Here is a 15,470-nt window from a genome sequence, read left to right on the forward strand (position 1 = left end):
ATCGCTCCTCGACGGGTGGGATCCCCGGCCCTGAGGGCCGTCGTCGCACAAGCACGCCCTCGTGCGGCTGCCGTACGTCGCGTACGGCCGGGACGCCCACCCAAGCCGGCGTCCCGGCCGACTTAGAAAGCGCTTGTCCGGACATTGGCAGACCGAGTCGGAACCCGTCAATCCTTCGCCCGCGCGGCCTGGGTCACGGTTTGGACTCCACGGGCGACCGCGAGCCGCGCGGCGCCCACGACGGTGCCGAGATCCCCGACGGTGCTGCTGACGACCTCGGTGGGCCAGCTCAGCCGCCCTAGCTCGGCCCGCACACCGGGCAGGAGCTGCGGATCCGCGCCGGTGCTGCCGCCCAGCACGATCAGCCCGGGATCCAGTACGGCGGCCACGGCGGCGGCCAGCCGGCCCACGTCGGCGGCGTGCCGGCCGACGACCTCGCGGGCCGCGGCCCGGCCCTGCCCGGCGAGGGCGAAGAGCTGCTCCGCGGTGACCGGGCAGGGTCCGTCGGCCTCCCGCCAGGCCCGGGCGGCCCGGCGCAGCAGGGAGCGCGAGCCGACGTACTCCTCCAGCGCCTCCCGGCGCGGCTCGCGGCCCTCGTCCCACGGGTAGGGCAGCCGGGCGAGCTCACCGGCGGCGCCGTTCGCCCCGCGCAGCACGTGGCCGCCGATGACGACGCCCAGGCCGACGCCCACGCCGACGCGCAGGTAGGCGAAGGTGTCGCGGCCACGGGCGGCGCCCTCGTGCAGCTCGGCCAGGGCGGCGCAGTTGACGTTGTTCTCCAGGTGGACGGGCACGCCCGGGGGCAGTGCGACGGCCATCGCGTCGAAGACGGGCCCGCCCTTCGCGGTGGCCGGGCGCACCCCCGTGCCTTCCCTGGTGACGTCACCGACGGCCACCACGATGGTGCGCAGCGGCAGGCTCGCCGGCAGCGCGCGAAGGGCCTCCCGCACCACGTCCGCGGCCTGCGGACGCGAGCCGGTGGCCTCGGCGAGCAGTGTGCCGTCGAGGGCGCAGCCCCGCACCCGGGTGAGGGCGGGGCCGAGGTCGACGGCGAGCACGGCGCCGGCGGCCGGCCCGAGGCCGTAGACGGCGGCGGAGCGGCCCGTGCCGCTGGAGGCGGTGCCGGAGTGGGTGGCCAGCCGGGCGCTCTCCAGTTCCGCGACGGCGGAGGACACCGTCGGCTTGGACAGGCCCGCGAGGCTCGCGAGCTGGGGCCGGGTCGCGCTGCCGGCCCGCGCCAGCACGGCGAACACGGCGCTCGCGCTCTCCGTGAGGCGGGGGGCTTCCGCCACGTCGTATTCCACAGATTCCCCCATGGGTCAGAGGCTGCGCTTCCGCGCGGAGGTGCCTCGCGGAAGGCGGCGATGGGATGCCCTGGCGTCCTGCGCGCCCATCCGGTGCGCGCCGACTCTTGACGCACTGTACTTCGTTAGTTAACTTCCTAACGAAGTACACGGTACTCGCCTGCCGTGCTCCGCCCAGAGGTCCGTCCCGGGGCCTCCCGAGTCCCGCAACACACCCTTCCACCAGCCCGGTTCGCCCGCCGTCGCAGCCCTCGCGCAACGACGAAAGAGGATCCGTGCAGCACCCCGCGCCCCTTTGGGTCGGCATCGACGTGGGCGGCACCAAGACCCATCTGCGTGCCCTCGCGGGCGACACCCTGGTCGCCGACCACGTCCGCAGCAGTGCCGGCTGGCGGCCGCACGACCCCGTGGCCGCCGCCGGCTGGCTGGCCGCGCTGGTCGCCGAAGCCCTGCCCGCGAGCACGCGCCCGTCGGCCCTGGCCGTGGGCGGGCACGCGTGCGAGACCCCGCGCCAGTGCACGCAGATACGCACCGCCCTGCACCTCCACTTCGACGCGCCCGCGCTCGTGGTCGGCGACGCCGAACTCCTCGTGCCCGCCGCCGGGTTGGCCAAGGGCGTCGGGCTCGTCGCCGGCACCGGATCGGTCGCGGTGGGCCGGCTGCCCGACGGCTCCCCCCTCCAGGTCGGCGGCTGGGGCGCGGTCCTCGGCGACGAGGGCGGAGCGGCCGGTCTGGTCCGCGAGGCGGCGCGGGCCGCCTGGACTGCGCACGACCGCGGCGAGGCTCCCGACCAGCTGGCGCTGGGCCTGCTCGACTCCTTCGGCGTCTCCGAAGTACCCGCCCTGGGCGCCGCGTTGGAGGGCGCCACGGACGTCTCCGCCGAGTGGGGCCGGCACGCGCCCGTCGTCTTCGTCGCCGCCGAGGCCGGCTCCGCCCTCGCCCGCACGGTGATCGCCGAGGCCGGCCGCTCGCTGACCGCGCTCGTCGAACGGCTCGCCGCCCGCGGGGCCGCCGTGGACGACGTCGTCGTCGCCGGCGGCACGATCCTCGCCCAGCCCTCGCTGTACGAGGCGTTCACCTCCGCGCTCGCCGCCTCGCTGCCCGGCGCGCGGGCCCGGCCCCTGCGCGTGCCGCCGGTCAACGGCGCGGTGGCGCTGGCCCGTTCGATCCTGTGAACCGCCGGCTGCGCGTTCACCCGCGCGCCATGCGCGGGTCGCCGACCCCTCGCCGACGGGTCAGGCCCCGGCCGTAGATCTTCGCTCGAACACCACGGGACGCACCGGACACGCACCGTCCCGCACGCCCGTCGAACCCCCGCCACCCGCCGCCCGGCCACAGGGCCGCGCGAACCGAAGAGAGGCACACGCATGCCGTCAGCAGCGGACGCCCGTCCCGCCGTCAACCGACGCGGCTTCCTCAAGACCTCCCTGGGCGCCTCGGCCGGTGTGCTGGCCGCGCCGACCCTCGCCTCCTGGCTGGGCGCCGCGGACGCCAAGGCCGCCTCGGCGCCGGCCGCGTTCGTCGACGACTACAAGACCAACGTCACGGCGAACCTCACGCCCGAGACCAACGCGGTGGTGCGCGTCCTCGGCGGCTTCGCCGAGGTGTGGAAGACCGGCGGCGCCTGGAACACCGGCACACCGCTCAAGCCCGACGTACTGCGCGCCAACATGCGCTACTGCGCCCGGATCACCGCCGCGCGCACGGCCGCCCAGGCGAAGGAGGCGTTCCTCTACGACCGCCAGCACCAGAGCTACGCCATGATCGCGGGCCTCGGCCCGCTGGCCGGCCTCTACAAGGCGGGCGCCCAGGCGGTCACCTCCATCACCAGCGCCCCCGACGGCACGCCCGCCACCACCATCAGCGACGCCGTGCCCGCCGACGCCCCGGCCGGCTCCGCGCTCGGCGCCGGCTCCCACGACTCCGCGCTGGGCAAGGTCGCCGAGCTCGTCGACACCGTGCGCGGCCCGTACGCCTCCGGCAACCCGGCCAAGTACGCCTACCAGTACCCGCGCCCGTGGCGCATGAACGAGGACAGCCAGGTCGTCGACACCGGCCGCACGGACGCGCTCGGCTACCCCGTCTACGACTCCCAGGTGGTCGTCGCGCCCCAGCTGCTGCGTCAGCGCAGCACCTCCCCCACGGACGACGGCGGCTTCCCCAGCGGCCACACCAACGCCTTCCACCTGGCGTGCCTGGCGTTCGCCTACGCCGTGCCCGAGCGGTTCCAGGAGCTGGTGACCCGCGCCTTCGAGCTCAGCCACACCCGGATCGTGGCCGGCATGCACTCCACCGTCGACGTGATCGGCGGCCGGGTCATGGCCACCGCCCTGGCCGCCGCCACCCTCGCCGACCCGGCCAACGCCGGCCTCAAGGCCGCCGCCCGCGCCCAGGCACTGGCCTACTTCACGCAGCAGACCGGCACCACCGCCGACACCCTGTTCGGCTACGCCCACCCGGCCACCGGGGACGCCTACGCCGACCGGGACGCCAACGCCCGTCTGGTGGCGCCCAAGCTGACATACGTGCTCACCCGGCACGGCCGCAGCGTGCCGCTGACCGTGCCCAAGGGCGCCGAGGTGCTGCTGGAGACCCGGCAGCCGTACCTGAGCGCCGAGCAGCGGCGCGAGGTGCTGCGCACGACGGCGCTGCCCTCGGGATACGTGCTGCTGGACGGGTTCGAGCAGTGGGGCCGCCTCGACCTGTTCACCGCGGCGGACGGCTACGGCGCCTTCGACTCCGACGTGACCGTGACGCTGGACGCCGCGGCGGGCAGCTTCGGCGCGGCCGACAGCTGGCGCAACGACATCGACGGCGCCGGCGGCCTGACCAAGCGGGGCACCGGCACGCTGACCCTGACCGGCCACAACACGTACACGGGCGGCACCGTGGTGCAGGACGGCACGCTGGTCGCCGCCTCCTCGCACGCGCTGGGCCACGGCGCGGTGCGGGTCGCCGGCGGCACGCTGGCGGTGCGCCGCCCGGTGCAGGTGCACGGCGGGTACGCCCAGGAGTCGGCGACGCTGGCGGTGACGCTGCGCTCCGGCCACGAGCCCGCGATCGAGGTGACCCGGCAGGCGCTGCTGGGCATGGGCAGCGTGCTGACGCTGGATCTCGACGCCGAGAAGCCGCCGGCCGCGGGCAGCACGGTGCGGGTGCTGTCGGCCCGGGTGCTGCGGGGCCGGTTCGACCGGGTGGAGCTGAACTCCGACCGGCTGCGCGCCGTACCCGTCTACACGACGGAAGGTCTGTCGGTACGACTCGTGAAGCGGTGACACCCCCGGCGGCGGGAGCCGGTGCGACAGTGGGGCCATGAGGAGGCTCACGCTCGCTCCCGCCGCCGCGCGGCCGGCGTCACCGCGGGGCGGATGATGGCGCACGAACAGCACGCGGTCCTCGAACCGGCCGCACCCCGCGACCACGCCCGGGACCCGGCCGCCGGGCCGGTGCGCAGGCGATGGCTCGTGCCGCTCCTCGTCGTGCTGCTGCTCGGCCAGATGGCCGCGGCGATGGTCACCACCGCCGTGCAGCAGACACCGACGATCGACGAGCCGGTCTACGTCGCCACCGCCGCGGACTACCTGCACGAGCACCGCGTGCGCTACAACCCCGAGCACCCGCCGCTCGGCAAACTGGTCATCGCCGTCGGCGTGGCCGTCGCCCACCCGCACGTCGACACCTCCTTCCAGGGCGACCAGGGCGGGTTCGGCCGGCATCTGCTGTACGAGTCGGGCAACGACCCCTGGCGGGTGATGTTCTGGGCCCGGCTGCCGATGATCGTGCTGACGCTGCTGTTCGGGCTCGTGGTGTTCGCCTTCGCCCGCGAACTCGCCGGTGGCCCCGCCGCGTTCGTGGCCCTGGCTCTGTACGCCTTCTCCCCCGACGTGATCGCGCAGGGCTCGCTGGCCACCCTCGACGTGCCGTCCGCGGGGTTCGTGCTGACGTCGGCGTGGCTGCTGTGGCGGGCACGCCGGCGCCCTCGCCGCTATGTGCCGCCGGCCGGACTGGCGCTCGGGGCCGCGCTGGCCACCAAGATGAGCATGCTGGCGGGTGTGCCGGTGCTGGTGGCGCTGGCCGCGTGGTCGGTGTGGCGGGCCGACGCGGGCGGGAACGGGAGCCGGCGCAGGGCGCTGGTGCGGGCGGCCGGGGGTGCGGCCGTCCTGGCGGGCGTTGCCGTCGCCGTCGTATGGGCCTCGTATCTCGTGGTCGATCCGCGGCTGCGGTGGTCGCCCGGGCAGCAGGTGCCTGCGGTGCACGGGCTGAAGGGGCTGCTGGTGCGGCTGCTGCCGTTCCCCGCCTCCTACCGGGACGGGATGCGGGTGCAGTTCGGCCTGGAGAACTACCCGTGGCAGGGCTTCCTGTTCGGCCATCTCTACACCGGCTCGCGGTGGTACTACCTGCCGGCCGCGCTGCTGGTGAAGACCCCGCTCGGCATGCTCGCCCTGTGGGCGGCCGGCGCCGTCGCCGTGGTGGCGGTGCGGCGGCTGCGCCCGGCGGCGCCGTACGTGCTCCTGCCGCCGGCCGTCCTGCTGGCGGCGGCGATGACCGGCGCACGGGACTTCGGGACCCGTTACGTCGTCTTCGTGCCCATGTTCCTGGCGGTGGCCGCGGGTTGTGTGCTGGTGGCGCGGTGGCGGTGGGTGCCGTGGGCGACGGGCGCGCTGGCGCTGTTCGTCGCGGTCAGCTCGGTGCGGACGTTCCCCTACTATCTGCCGTACTCCAACGAGGCGTTCGGCGGCCCGGCCCGGACCCATCTGCGGCTGCACGACTCCAACGTGGACTGGGGGCAGGACCTCGGCCGCCTCGCCGGCCGGCTGCGCGAGCGGTATCCGGGCGAGCGGGTCTGGCTGGTGTACAAGGGCAGCGGCGTGCCGTCGTACTACGGCATCCACGCCGCCGACCCGCGCGAGGTGGCCCCCCGTCAGGTGCGCGGGCTGCTGGTGGTGTCGGACTCCTCGGTGGCCAAGGCGCGAGGACGGCTGGCCGCGCTGATCCGCGGCAGCCGCCCGATCGACGAGGTCGGCCACTCGATCACGATCTACCGCCGGTGACGCAAGGAGCCGGTGCTCAGGCCGTGTTTCCGTCGCCCGCCCGGGGCGGGCCGCCCTACAAGCCCTGGTCACGACAGTGCGTGAGCTATGTTGAAGCACTGTGGGAGACAAAGGAGGCGCACCCGCGCCATCGCCGCAGCAGGCACGCGCCCAGGCGTCCGCGATCACCTCGGGCAAGACCGATCCCCAGGCCGAGGCGGCGCCGGCCTCCCAGCTCCGCACCCTGTTCGACCGGCCCCGGCTCTCCCCGGGGCAGCGGCGCATCGCGCAGTACCTGATCGAGCACATCACCGAGGCGGCGTTCCTGTCCATCACCGACCTCGCCGAACGGGTCGGCGTGAGCCAGCCGTCGGTGACGCGGTTCGCCGCCGCGGTCGGCTTCAGCGGCTACCCGGCGCTGCGCGAGAAGCTCCAGTCGATCGCCCTGGGCACGCTGGCCGGCGGGCCGGGCGCCGCCGAGGAGAACGGCAGCAACGAACTCCAGGCGGCGGTCGACGCCGAGATCGAGAACCTGGAGAACCTGCGGCGCGACTTCGCCGACCCCGACCAGGTCATCGACGTCGGCCGCAAGCTGTCGGCGTCGACGCCGCTGACCATCCTGGGACTGCGCATCTCCGCCTCGCTGGCGGAGTACTTCGCCTACGCCGCACGCCGTATCCATCCGGACGTGCGGCTGGTGACGCGGGGCGGCAGCGTCGCCTACGACGCGCTGCTGCAGTCGCGCGAGGCGGGCGGCACCTGGGTGCTGGCGTTCTCGATGCCGCGGCACGCGCAGGAGACGCTCACGGCGGTGCGGGTCGCGCGCAGCGCGGGGCTCAAGGTCGCCCTCGTCACCGATCTGGCGCTCGGGCCGGTGGCCGACGAGGCCGACGTCACCTTCGCCACCGGCACCGGCTCCCGCCTGGTCTTCGACTCCTACGCCGCGCCCGGGGTGATGGCCGCGGCGCTGCTTCAGGCGATGACCGACGCCGACCCGGAGCGCACGCAGGCCCGGCTGGAGGAGTACGAGCAGATCTCCGACCAGCACCAGTTCTTTCTCCGGGACTAGTCACCCACTCCGCCAAACCTGTTCACAACCGGACCTTCCGCCCCAAATCGCGCATGAATGTTTTCATGCTTCTTGCAAACCAGACGGCATATATAAATACTTCTCACGGATCGCACCCGGCACCCCCGGGACACGGTCCGCACCCCCGTCCCTGCCCCGCATCCGCCCGCAGAAAGCCGACGGTCCGCCCATGCGCTCCCCGCACCACCCGCCGCACGGACGCCGCTCGCCTTCCCGGGCCCCTGCACGGACACCCGAAGCCGCCGTCACCTACCCGCGTCGGCGCCCAGGGTGTTCGCTCGGGTCTCGCCTCGGCGAGCGCCCGTGGCGGCCCCGGTCATCCCCTAGGCCGGGGCCGCCCGACCCCGTCGGACCACCCCTCACGACGCCGCACCCCCGGAAGCGATGATCATGCCCCTGACGACGACGCGCATCAGCCCGGACTGGCCGTGCCAGGTCAAGACGCCAGGCTCCTTCGACTGGGAGCGGTCCGCGGCCAAGTGGCTGCGCGAGCTGGTGCCGGCGCGCTACGCCAGCTACCCGGCCCTCATCCGCCACCCCGTGCTGCTCGCCCGCCACGCCCAGATCCAGGTCCAGCAGGAGATCCGGGTCGCCCGCACGGCCCTGCAGACCGCCCGCGCCGACCTGCCCCGGCTGGGACTGCCGGAGTCGGTCATCGAGCACACCATCAAGCTGTACGCGGCCGAGGTGCTCCAGCTCCAGCACATCGCGCGCAGCGTCCGCGCCGTCACCGACGCCCTGGTCGACTCCGCCCGCTGACCCGGCGCACCCCACGGCCCGCCGTCCGCGCGGCCGCATGATCCGTGCCTGGCGTGGGACCCGTGGTGACCATGAGCACCCCGCAGCTGCGCAAGGCCGAGCCGGTCACCACGGTCCTCACCTGGCAGGTGCGTCCCGGCCGGGAGCAGGAGTTCGAGGAGTGGACGCGCGGGATCACCCGCTGCGCCAGACGGTTCCCGGGCAACGAGGGCGTCTCCTGGCTGCGCCCCGAGGACGGCCACCGCTACCACGCGGTGCTGCGCTGGTCCGATCCGCACCGCCTCACCTCGTGGCTGGAGTCCGACGAGCGGGCCGCCTGGCACGACCGCATCGACGGCGTCGCCGCCGAGGTCGGCAGCGAACGGCAGTCCACGACCGGGATGGAGACCTGGTTCAGCCTCCCGGGCACCACGGTGCAGTCGCCGCCCCGGTGGAAGATGGCGCTCACCACCTTCCTCGGCGCCTATCCGTTCACCCTGCTCATCCAGTGGCTCGTCACCCCGCACACCACCGCCTGGCCACTGCCGCTGCGCGCGGCCGTCTTCCCGCTGGTGCTGCTGCCCGTCCTGACCTTCCTGGTCATGCCGCTGCTCAGCCGCCTGCTGCGGTTGTGGCTGTACCCCCCGCCCGACCGCTGACGGTCGCGCGGCACCGGACGCACGGCGCGTGACCCTCCCGTACCCCTTTCGGGTGGAAACCGTGCAGGCAACCGGGCGATCAAACCGCGATCCGTGTGCCATGCTCGTCGCGTGACGAGCGAGCCCGCCCGCCCAGCTCAGTCCCGTGCCCCCGACACGGCTGCGCTGGCCAAGGTCGTGGCCAGGCAACGCGCCGAACTGGACCGGCTGCGGGACCTGGCAGCGACATCGGCCGTGCTCGAACGGGCCAAGGGCGCCCTGATGGCCCTCACCGGCTGCTCCCCCGACGGCGCCGGCGAGCTGCTGCAACGACGGGCCGGGGCCGCCCACCGCACCGTGCTGGAGGAGTGCTGGATCACCCTCGCCGACCTGGCACCGCCCCTGCGGAGCGCACCGGCGCCCGGCCCCGGCGAGCCCGCCGACGCGGCGGCCTCCCCCTACCGCGACCCCGCCGACGGCGACGGCACCCCGGCTCTCGGACCGCTCGCCAAGGAACTGCTGCACGTCGCCACCCCGCAGGACCTCGCCCGGTGCCTGCTGGAGCAGCTCCCCGAGGAGCTGGACGCCGACGCGGTGATGATCTTCGCCTGGCTGCCCGCCGGGGGCCTGGAACTGGTCGGGCACGCCGGCATCGACGACACGCTGGCCGGACAGTGGCACCAGGTGCCCCCGCTCAGCGGCATCGCCGCGCTGGACGCGCTGCGCTCGGGCGACCCGCGCTGGCTGGAGGACACCGAGGCGGACCGGCGCCGGTTCCTGCTGATCGGTGACCCGCCCACGCGGTGGCGCTCCCGGGCCTGGCTGCCGGTGCCGCTCGGCGGTGCCGGTGACGTGTGCATCGGCATCCTGCGCGCCCGGGCCGAGCCGTTCGACGAGACCGCGCGGGCCCGGCTGCTGACCGTCGCCCGGATGTGCGGGGGCCGGCTGCGTGACGTGGCGGGCCGGCCGCGGCGCACCGGCACCGACCCCGTCCTGGACGCCGTACAGGCCGTGTTCCAGGCTCTGCCCGTGGCGTCGGTGCTGCTCACCCCGCTGCGCGCGGAGTCCGGTGAGGTCGAGGACTACCGGATCGACGCGGCGACCGCACAGGCCGTGGAGGTGATCGGCCGGGACGGCGCCGATCCGGTCGGCCGCTGGCTGCGCGAGTGCTGCCCGGCCCTGACGGGCGAGCCGCTGCGGCAGGGGTTCGAGCAGACGCTCGCCCACGGACAGCCGTACCGCAGCGAGCCGTTCGCGCACCAGGAGGTCGCGGACGGCGTCGCCGGGCTGTCCACCTACGTGGTGCGGGCGGCCCGGCTGGGCGACGGCCTGATCGTCACCTGGCTGCGGCAGAGCCCCTCCGACCTCCAGGAGCAGCGGCTGGCGGACGTCCAGCGGCTGGGCAATGTGGGCTGGGCGACCTGGAACCTCCGTACACACGAGGCCAGTTGGTCCTCCCACGTCTTCGCCCTGGTCGGCCGGGACCCCGAGGACGGCCCGGTGGATCTCGTACGGCTCCCCGACCTCGCCCTGCCCGAGGACATGCCCGCGCTGACCCGGGCCATCGGGCATCTGGTGGGCGAGGGCAAGCCGTTCGACGTCCCCTTCCGCGTGCGCACCCCGCGGGGAGTGCGGCATCTGCGGATCGTCGCCGAGACCGTGCCGGACTCCCACGGCATCGCCGTCGAGGTCCACGGGGTCGTCCAGGACCTGACCGCACAGCGCAGCGCCGAACTCGCCCTGGTCGAGAGCGAGCGGGCCGCCCTCACCCAGCACGACGTCCTGACCGCCGAACGCACCCTGGCCGGACGGCTGCAACACGCCCTGCTGCCCCTGCCGACCCGGCCCGTCACCCTCGCCGGACTGCGCGTCGAAGTCGCCTACCTGCCCGCCCAGTCGGGCATCCACGTCGGCGGCGACTGGTTCAGCGCCATCGAACTGCCCGACGGAGACGCCCTGTTCGTGGTCGGCGACGTCGCCGGGCACGGCATCGACGCCGTCGCCACGATGGCCCAGCTGCGCTTCACCGCCAAGGGCATGGTCATCACGGGCTCCTCCCTGACCGGCGCCCTCGCCCGGCTCAACGCCCTGCTGCTGCACTCCCGCGACCTGCACCGCACGGCGACCCTCGTCCTCGCCCGGTACAGCCCCGCCGAGCGGCGGCTGGTGTGGGCCCAGGCCGGGCATCCGCCGCCGCTGCTCCTGCGCGCCGGCGAGGTCCGCTACCTCGACCGCCCCGGCGGCATGCTCCTGGGGGCGAGCCCCACGCCCGTCTTCCAGGAGGCGGAGTGCCGTCTGGAGCCGGGCGACCGTCTCATGCTGTACACGGACGGCCTGGTCGAGCGGCCGACCGAGGGGGTCGACCGGGGGCTGACGCGCCTGGCCGAGGCGGTCGTCACCCACCACACCGACGGCCCCGGATCCCTGGGACGGCTGCTGTCCGCGGTGCTGGACGAGGAGAACCGCGACGACGTCTGCGTGGTGGACATCCGGGTGCCGCCCGCCGCCGGGTGAGCCGCCGTCCCTCGTCGCCGCGATGGCGCCGGCACCCAGGGTCGTCACGGGCGGAATCCGTCGTACGGCGGCCCCGATCCCACCTCAGCCGGTGCCGGACGTGGTGCGCGACTCCAGTGCCTGGCGCGTGTCGTTGCCGTAGACGCCGGTCTCGTCGCCGCGGATGCCGTACCAGAGCTGGAAGCGGGCCACCGCCTCCTTGAGGGTGGCGTCGTAATGGCCGTCGGTGGATCCGTTCTGATAGACGTCGGGGATCTGGAGCAGACGCTGCTGCATGGCGCTCACCTCGGGTCCGCTGTCGCCCTCGCGCAGGGTGCCGGCGCCGTCGGGGTCTGCGGGGCCGGCCGCCGCGGTGGTCGGGGCCGGCGCGGCGGAGGCGGTCGCGCTCGCGGCGGGAGTGCGGGCCGTCGTGCCGTCGTGCCGGGCGGCGATCAGGAGGGCGCAGACGAAACCGACCAGGGCCGCCGCGGCCACGGCGACGACCACCGCGGCACGGCGCAGTCCCGGGCCGAAGCCGAAGGCGCCCTGTGCGGGCGGCGGATTCGGGTCGTCGGCGCGCACGGGCGGGAGTTCCTGGGTCTCGCCCTCGTCCCAGGACCACGGGTCGGCGACGGCGACGGGCTCGAACTCGGCGGTGCCCTGCTCCATCTCCCGGAACAGCTCCGCCAGCGCGTCGGTGCGGCGCGGGCGCAGGACGCGGATGGGCTCCAGCGGCAGCCGGTCGTGCGGTGACCCGGAATCGGGCGGTGTGGGCACAGTGCTCTCCTTCCGCCCCGTGACGGGGCCGTCCGCCATCCCCCGGTGAGTGATACGGGCACCCGCGTCCGGGAGTTCAGCCGACCCGGCCCCCGGCGGACGATCGACGGGGAGGGAACCGAGTTCCCCGCAGGACCAGCACCGAGTGCCATCGACGCCCTCCGGATGCTACGTTCCGGTCCATGAAGACGGAGCCGGCGGCCGCGCGGCCTGCCATGCGCGACGCCCTGGTGGCGGCGGCCTTCCAGCTGTTCCTGGAGCGGGGCTACGAGCAGACGACGGTGGACGACATCGTGGCGCTCGCCGGCGTCGGACGGCGCTCGTTCTTCCGCTACTTCCCCTCCAAGGAGGACGTGGTCTTCCCCGACCACGAGCGGTGCCTGGCCGAGATGACGGCCTACCTCGCCGAGAGCACCGACGCGGACGAGCCGCTGCAGCGGGTGTGCGACGCGGTCCGGATCGTGCTGCGCATGTACACCGAGAACCCGACCTTCTCCGTCCAGCGCTACCGCCTGACCAAGAAGGTGCCGGGGCTGCGCGCCTACGAGCTGTCGGTGGTGTGGCGCTACGAGCGCGCCTTCGCCGAGTACCTGCGCGGCCGGCTCGCGGGCCGCCCCGACGGCACCCTGCACGCGGACGTGATCGCGGCGGCGGTGGCGGCGGCGCACAACAACGCCCTGCGCTCCTGGCTGCGCTCGGACGGACAGGGCGACGCGAGTGCCGCCCTGGACCACGCGCTGGGCTATGTCCAGTCGGCGTTCGGGACGTCCTCGGCGCCGCCCGCCGGCGAGGAGGAGGACGACGTGGTGGTGGTCGTCTCCCGGCGCGGGGCACCGCTGTGGCGGGTGGTCCAGCGGATCGAGAACGCCCTGGAGACGGACTGACCCGCGTCGGCCGAAATTGAGGGTACGCAGTGCCTTTACGCGTGACACTCAGTGCCATACATTGAGGGCGTGCACGGTGGCACGGCGCACCGCGCATGCGTGCCCGGTCCTCCGCGCACGCGGGATTCCGGCCGAGCGCAGGGAGTTGAGCAGCGTGTACCAGCACTCAGGAAACGTGGCCCGTCCGGCAGCCGGCTCGGCGACGGGCGTGCTCGATCCGGCGACCAGGGACTCGGAGGCCATCCTCTTCCAGCGCTGCACCTGGTGCGGCACGGCCATGTACCACCGGCTGCTGTGTCCGGTCTGCCAGGGCAGCGACCTGCGCACGGAGCGCAGCGAGGGCGTGGGCACGGTCCGCCACTCCACGGTGGTGCACCGCAACACCCCCGCCGCGCGCAACGTGTCGCTGGTGGAGATGGCCGAGGGGTTCGTCGTCCGCGGCCGGGTCATGGGCCCGCCGATCGGCATCCACAGCGGCGACCGCGTACGGCTGTCCACCGCCAAGGACCCGGTCCGCGGCGAGCCCGTCTTCCAGCTTATCGACGAGCCCTTCCGCGCCTGGACCTGATCCTCACTCCCCCGCACCCCGCCCGGTGCCGTCCGTGCGCAGGGTCCGGCTGCGTCCGCGGAACTCGGCGACGACCTCGCCGTCCCGCCGTACCGTCACGTCGTAGATCCCGCTTCGCCCGGCCAGGACCCGCTCCTCGGCCACGGCCGTCAGGACGTCCCCCTCGCGGGCGGGCGCCACGAAGTGGACGTCGGCGCCGGCCGCGACGGTCACCGGGCCGTGGCTGTTGCAGGCGCACGCGAACGCCGTGTCGGCGAGCAGGAACACGCATCCGCCGTGAGCGATGCCGTGCCCGTTGAGCATGTCGGCCCGCACCGTCATCCGCACCACGGCCCGGCCCGTGCCGTACTCCAGGAGTTCCACACCCAGGCGCGCCGCCGCCCGGTCGGCGTCGAACATCCGCCGCACGGCGTCCGGCGCCCCGCCGTCCTCGTGTGTCATGCCCTCCATGCTCCGGGCACCACCTCCCGCACGCCCACCGGCCGCCTGGTCTCGAAGCACCGGTTGGCCGCGAGCCCGACGGCCAGGGCGAGCGCGCCGTCGCGTTCGGTCGCCGTGGGATGCCCCGCCCCCTCGGCGGCCGCCGGCCGGCTGTCGTCGACGGGGCCGAACAGGGCGTCCAGCATGCGCGGGTCTCCCCCGCCGTGGGCTTCGTGGGCCGTGGCGAGCGGGATGTCCCGGGGCGGCTGCCACAGCGGGCGCAGCGTGAGCCGGGTGCCGCCCGCGTGCTCCGCGGCCGTGTCCCCGTGCACCGCGCCGCTGTCCGAGGCGGCCCGGGTGCGCGGCGGGGCCCAGGTGCTCTCCTCGACCTCCAGTTCCAGCCGGCCGGCGCTGCCGTTGAACGCGATCCGGTAGCCCTCCCACGGGGAGTAGGCGGTGAGGTGGTACGTCATCGTCGCCCCGCGCGCATACCGCACGAGGACCGCCATGTCGTCCTCGATGGTGATCGCGTCGCCGAAGACGTTGCGGTCGCGCTGGTACCCGTCGTCCGGCTCGGCGTCCAGGTAGAGGGCGCGCAGGGTGTCGTTGGCCGCGAGGTCGAGGGCGAAGGGGTCGTCGGCGGCCGCTCCGGCGCCGTGGGCGCGCTCGTACTCCCGGCGCAGCCCGTGGCGTTCGCCCGCCGCACGGCCGTAGAAGCCGAGCCGTCCGTAGCCGAACACCTCCTCGGGTTCGTCGGCGAGCCACCAGTTGACCAGGTCGAAGTGGTGGCTCGACTTGTGCACCATCAGGCCGCCGCTGTTGTGCTTCTCCCGGTGCCAGCGGCGGAAGTAGTCGGCGCCGTGCCGGGTGTCGAGCAGCCACTCGAAGTGGACGGAGAGGATCTCGCCGATCGCGCCGTCGGCCAGCAGCGCGCGCACCTTCTCGTGCACCGGGTTGAAGCGGTAGTTGAAGGCCACGGTCAGGGAGTTGCCGGTCTCGCGGACCGTGTCGAGGATGCGGGCGCAGCGGGCCGCGTCGACGGTCATCGGCTTCTCGGTGACGACCCGGCACCCGGCGTGCAGCGCCGGGACGATGTAGCGGTCGTGCTCGACGTCGACGGTGGTGACGACGACCTCGTCGATGTCCTCCTTGGCGAGCAGGTCGGCGAAGCGGTCGGGCTCCCACTGGCTCGCGGGTGGCTCACCGGCGGCGGCCAGCAGGCGGTTGTGGAAGGCCATCCGGGTCGGGCTCACGTCGCACAGGGCGGCGACGCGGTGGCCGGGGCGTTCGGCGAGGCCGCGGACGAAGGTCTGGGCGCGGTGGCCGGTGCCGACGACGGCGGCGCGCAACGGGGTTCGGCTCATTCGGGTGACCTTTCCCGCGCTGCGGGCGCCCATGCCGGACCCGGACGTGACCTGATCGCCACGCACCCGTCCACCGGCACAGGCAACCCACAGACTCCGCATTCCGTCCTGTGAGACGCGAGGGGCCCTGCTGACCAACGGGGCCCGAGTGTCCGGAACTTGAG

The 15,470-nt window shown here is 74.3% G+C and carries 13 protein-coding genes; 9 read left to right on the plus strand and 4 right to left on the minus strand.

The window, feature by feature from the left end:
• Positions 1 to 167 precede the first annotated feature (167 nt).
• On the minus strand, positions 168 to 1,316 hold the full coding sequence (locus ACYF6T_RS00210; protein WP_461692357.1) for an ROK family transcriptional regulator: 1,149 nt from the start codon (positions 1,314 to 1,316) through the stop codon (positions 168 to 170).
• 263 nt (positions 1,317 to 1,579) lie between these two features.
• Here ACYF6T_RS00210 and ACYF6T_RS00215 point away from each other — a divergent pair, with 263 nt between their 5' ends.
• The 7 genes from ACYF6T_RS00215 (at position 1,580) to ACYF6T_RS00245 (ending at position 11,314) form a co-directional block, all read left to right on the plus strand.
• Positions 1,580 to 2,479 (plus strand): N-acetylglucosamine kinase, encoded by a 900-nt coding sequence (locus ACYF6T_RS00215; RefSeq protein WP_461692358.1) that lies wholly within the window; start codon positions 1,580 to 1,582, stop codon positions 2,477 to 2,479.
• Positions 2,480 to 2,671: 192 nt separating this feature from the next.
• Complete coding sequence (locus ACYF6T_RS00220) at positions 2,672 to 4,579, plus strand: phosphatase PAP2 family protein (RefSeq protein ID WP_461692360.1); 1,908 nt, start codon at positions 2,672 to 2,674, stop codon at positions 4,577 to 4,579.
• A 93-nt stretch (positions 4,580 to 4,672) separates the two neighbouring features.
• Complete coding sequence (locus tag ACYF6T_RS00225; RefSeq protein ID WP_461692362.1) at positions 4,673 to 6,355, plus strand: ArnT family glycosyltransferase; 1,683 nt, start codon at positions 4,673 to 4,675, stop codon at positions 6,353 to 6,355.
• Positions 6,356 to 6,455: 100 nt separating this feature from the next.
• Positions 6,456 to 7,403: a MurR/RpiR family transcriptional regulator gene (locus ACYF6T_RS00230; RefSeq protein ID WP_461692364.1), complete on the plus strand. Its 948-nt coding sequence runs from the start codon at positions 6,456 to 6,458 to the stop codon at positions 7,401 to 7,403.
• Positions 7,404 to 7,808: 405 nt separating this feature from the next.
• A complete protein-coding gene (locus tag ACYF6T_RS00235) occupies positions 7,809 to 8,183 on the plus strand; it encodes a hypothetical protein (RefSeq protein WP_461692366.1) in 375 nt (124 codons plus the stop codon).
• 71 nt (positions 8,184 to 8,254) lie between these two features.
• On the plus strand, positions 8,255 to 8,821 hold the full coding sequence (locus ACYF6T_RS00240) for an antibiotic biosynthesis monooxygenase (RefSeq protein ID WP_461692368.1): 567 nt from the start codon (positions 8,255 to 8,257) through the stop codon (positions 8,819 to 8,821).
• Between the two features lie 111 nt (positions 8,822 to 8,932).
• Positions 8,933 to 11,314, plus strand: a complete 2,382-nt coding sequence (locus tag ACYF6T_RS00245) for a SpoIIE family protein phosphatase (protein WP_461692369.1) — start codon at positions 8,933 to 8,935, stop codon at positions 11,312 to 11,314.
• 84 nt (positions 11,315 to 11,398) lie between these two features.
• Here ACYF6T_RS00245 and ACYF6T_RS00250 read toward each other — a convergent pair whose 3' ends face one another.
• Positions 11,399 to 12,070 carry a peptidoglycan-binding domain-containing protein gene (locus ACYF6T_RS00250; RefSeq protein ID WP_461692370.1) on the minus strand — a complete coding sequence of 224 codons (672 nt, stop codon included), beginning with the start codon at positions 12,068 to 12,070 and terminating at the stop codon, positions 11,399 to 11,401.
• A 215-nt stretch (positions 12,071 to 12,285) separates the two neighbouring features.
• On the opposite strand from ACYF6T_RS00250, the gene ACYF6T_RS00255 reads away from it, so the two are divergent.
• Together ACYF6T_RS00255 and ACYF6T_RS00260 are read left to right on the plus strand one after the other, a co-directional pair.
• The gene (locus ACYF6T_RS00255) at positions 12,286 to 12,954 is read left to right on the plus strand and encodes a TetR family transcriptional regulator (RefSeq protein WP_461693214.1); all 669 of its coding nucleotides are present in this window, start codon (positions 12,286 to 12,288) and stop codon (positions 12,952 to 12,954) included.
• A gap of 154 nt (positions 12,955 to 13,108) precedes the next feature.
• Positions 13,109 to 13,522, plus strand: coding sequence for a Zn-ribbon domain-containing OB-fold protein (locus ACYF6T_RS00260; RefSeq protein ID WP_461692372.1), 414 nt, complete (start codon positions 13,109 to 13,111; stop codon positions 13,520 to 13,522).
• Between the two features lie 3 nt (positions 13,523 to 13,525).
• Here the strand turns inward: ACYF6T_RS00260 and paaI are convergent, their stop codons facing one another.
• Together paaI and ACYF6T_RS00270 are read right to left on the minus strand one after the other, a co-directional pair.
• Positions 13,526 to 13,963 (minus strand): hydroxyphenylacetyl-CoA thioesterase PaaI, encoded by a 438-nt coding sequence (gene paaI / locus ACYF6T_RS00265; protein WP_461692373.1) that lies wholly within the window; start codon positions 13,961 to 13,963, stop codon positions 13,526 to 13,528.
• On the minus strand, positions 13,960 to 15,306 hold the full coding sequence (locus ACYF6T_RS00270; RefSeq protein ID WP_461692375.1) for a Gfo/Idh/MocA family protein: 1,347 nt from the start codon (positions 15,304 to 15,306) through the stop codon (positions 13,960 to 13,962). The genes paaI and ACYF6T_RS00270 overlap by 4 nt, the downstream gene beginning before the upstream one ends.
• Positions 15,307 to 15,470 lie beyond the last annotated feature (164 nt).

The sequence above is a fragment of the Streptomyces sp. 7R007 genome (genome assembly GCF_054850255.1).

What these genes read in the sequence shown, in the direction of transcription:
- ACYF6T_RS00210 (WP_461692357.1), bottom strand. Translation starts at nt 1,316, where the DNA reads ATGGGGGAATCTGTGGAATACGACGTGGCGGAAGCCCCCCGCCTCACG.
- ACYF6T_RS00240 (WP_461692368.1), top strand. Translation starts at nt 8,255, where the DNA reads ATGAGCACCCCGCAGCTGCGCAAGGCCGAGCCGGTCACCACGGTCCTC.
- ACYF6T_RS00270 (WP_461692375.1), bottom strand. Translation starts at nt 15,306, where the DNA reads ATGAGCCGAACCCCGTTGCGCGCCGCCGTCGTCGGCACCGGCCACCGC.
- ACYF6T_RS00255 (WP_461693214.1), top strand. Translation starts at nt 12,286, where the DNA reads ATGCGCGACGCCCTGGTGGCGGCGGCCTTCCAGCTGTTCCTGGAGCGG.
- paaI (WP_461692373.1), bottom strand. Translation starts at nt 13,963, where the DNA reads ATGACACACGAGGACGGCGGGGCGCCGGACGCCGTGCGGCGGATGTTC.
- ACYF6T_RS00235 (WP_461692366.1), top strand. Translation starts at nt 7,809, where the DNA reads ATGATCATGCCCCTGACGACGACGCGCATCAGCCCGGACTGGCCGTGC.
- ACYF6T_RS00220 (WP_461692360.1), top strand. Translation starts at nt 2,672, where the DNA reads ATGCCGTCAGCAGCGGACGCCCGTCCCGCCGTCAACCGACGCGGCTTC.
- ACYF6T_RS00225 (WP_461692362.1), top strand. Translation starts at nt 4,673, where the DNA reads ATGATGGCGCACGAACAGCACGCGGTCCTCGAACCGGCCGCACCCCGC.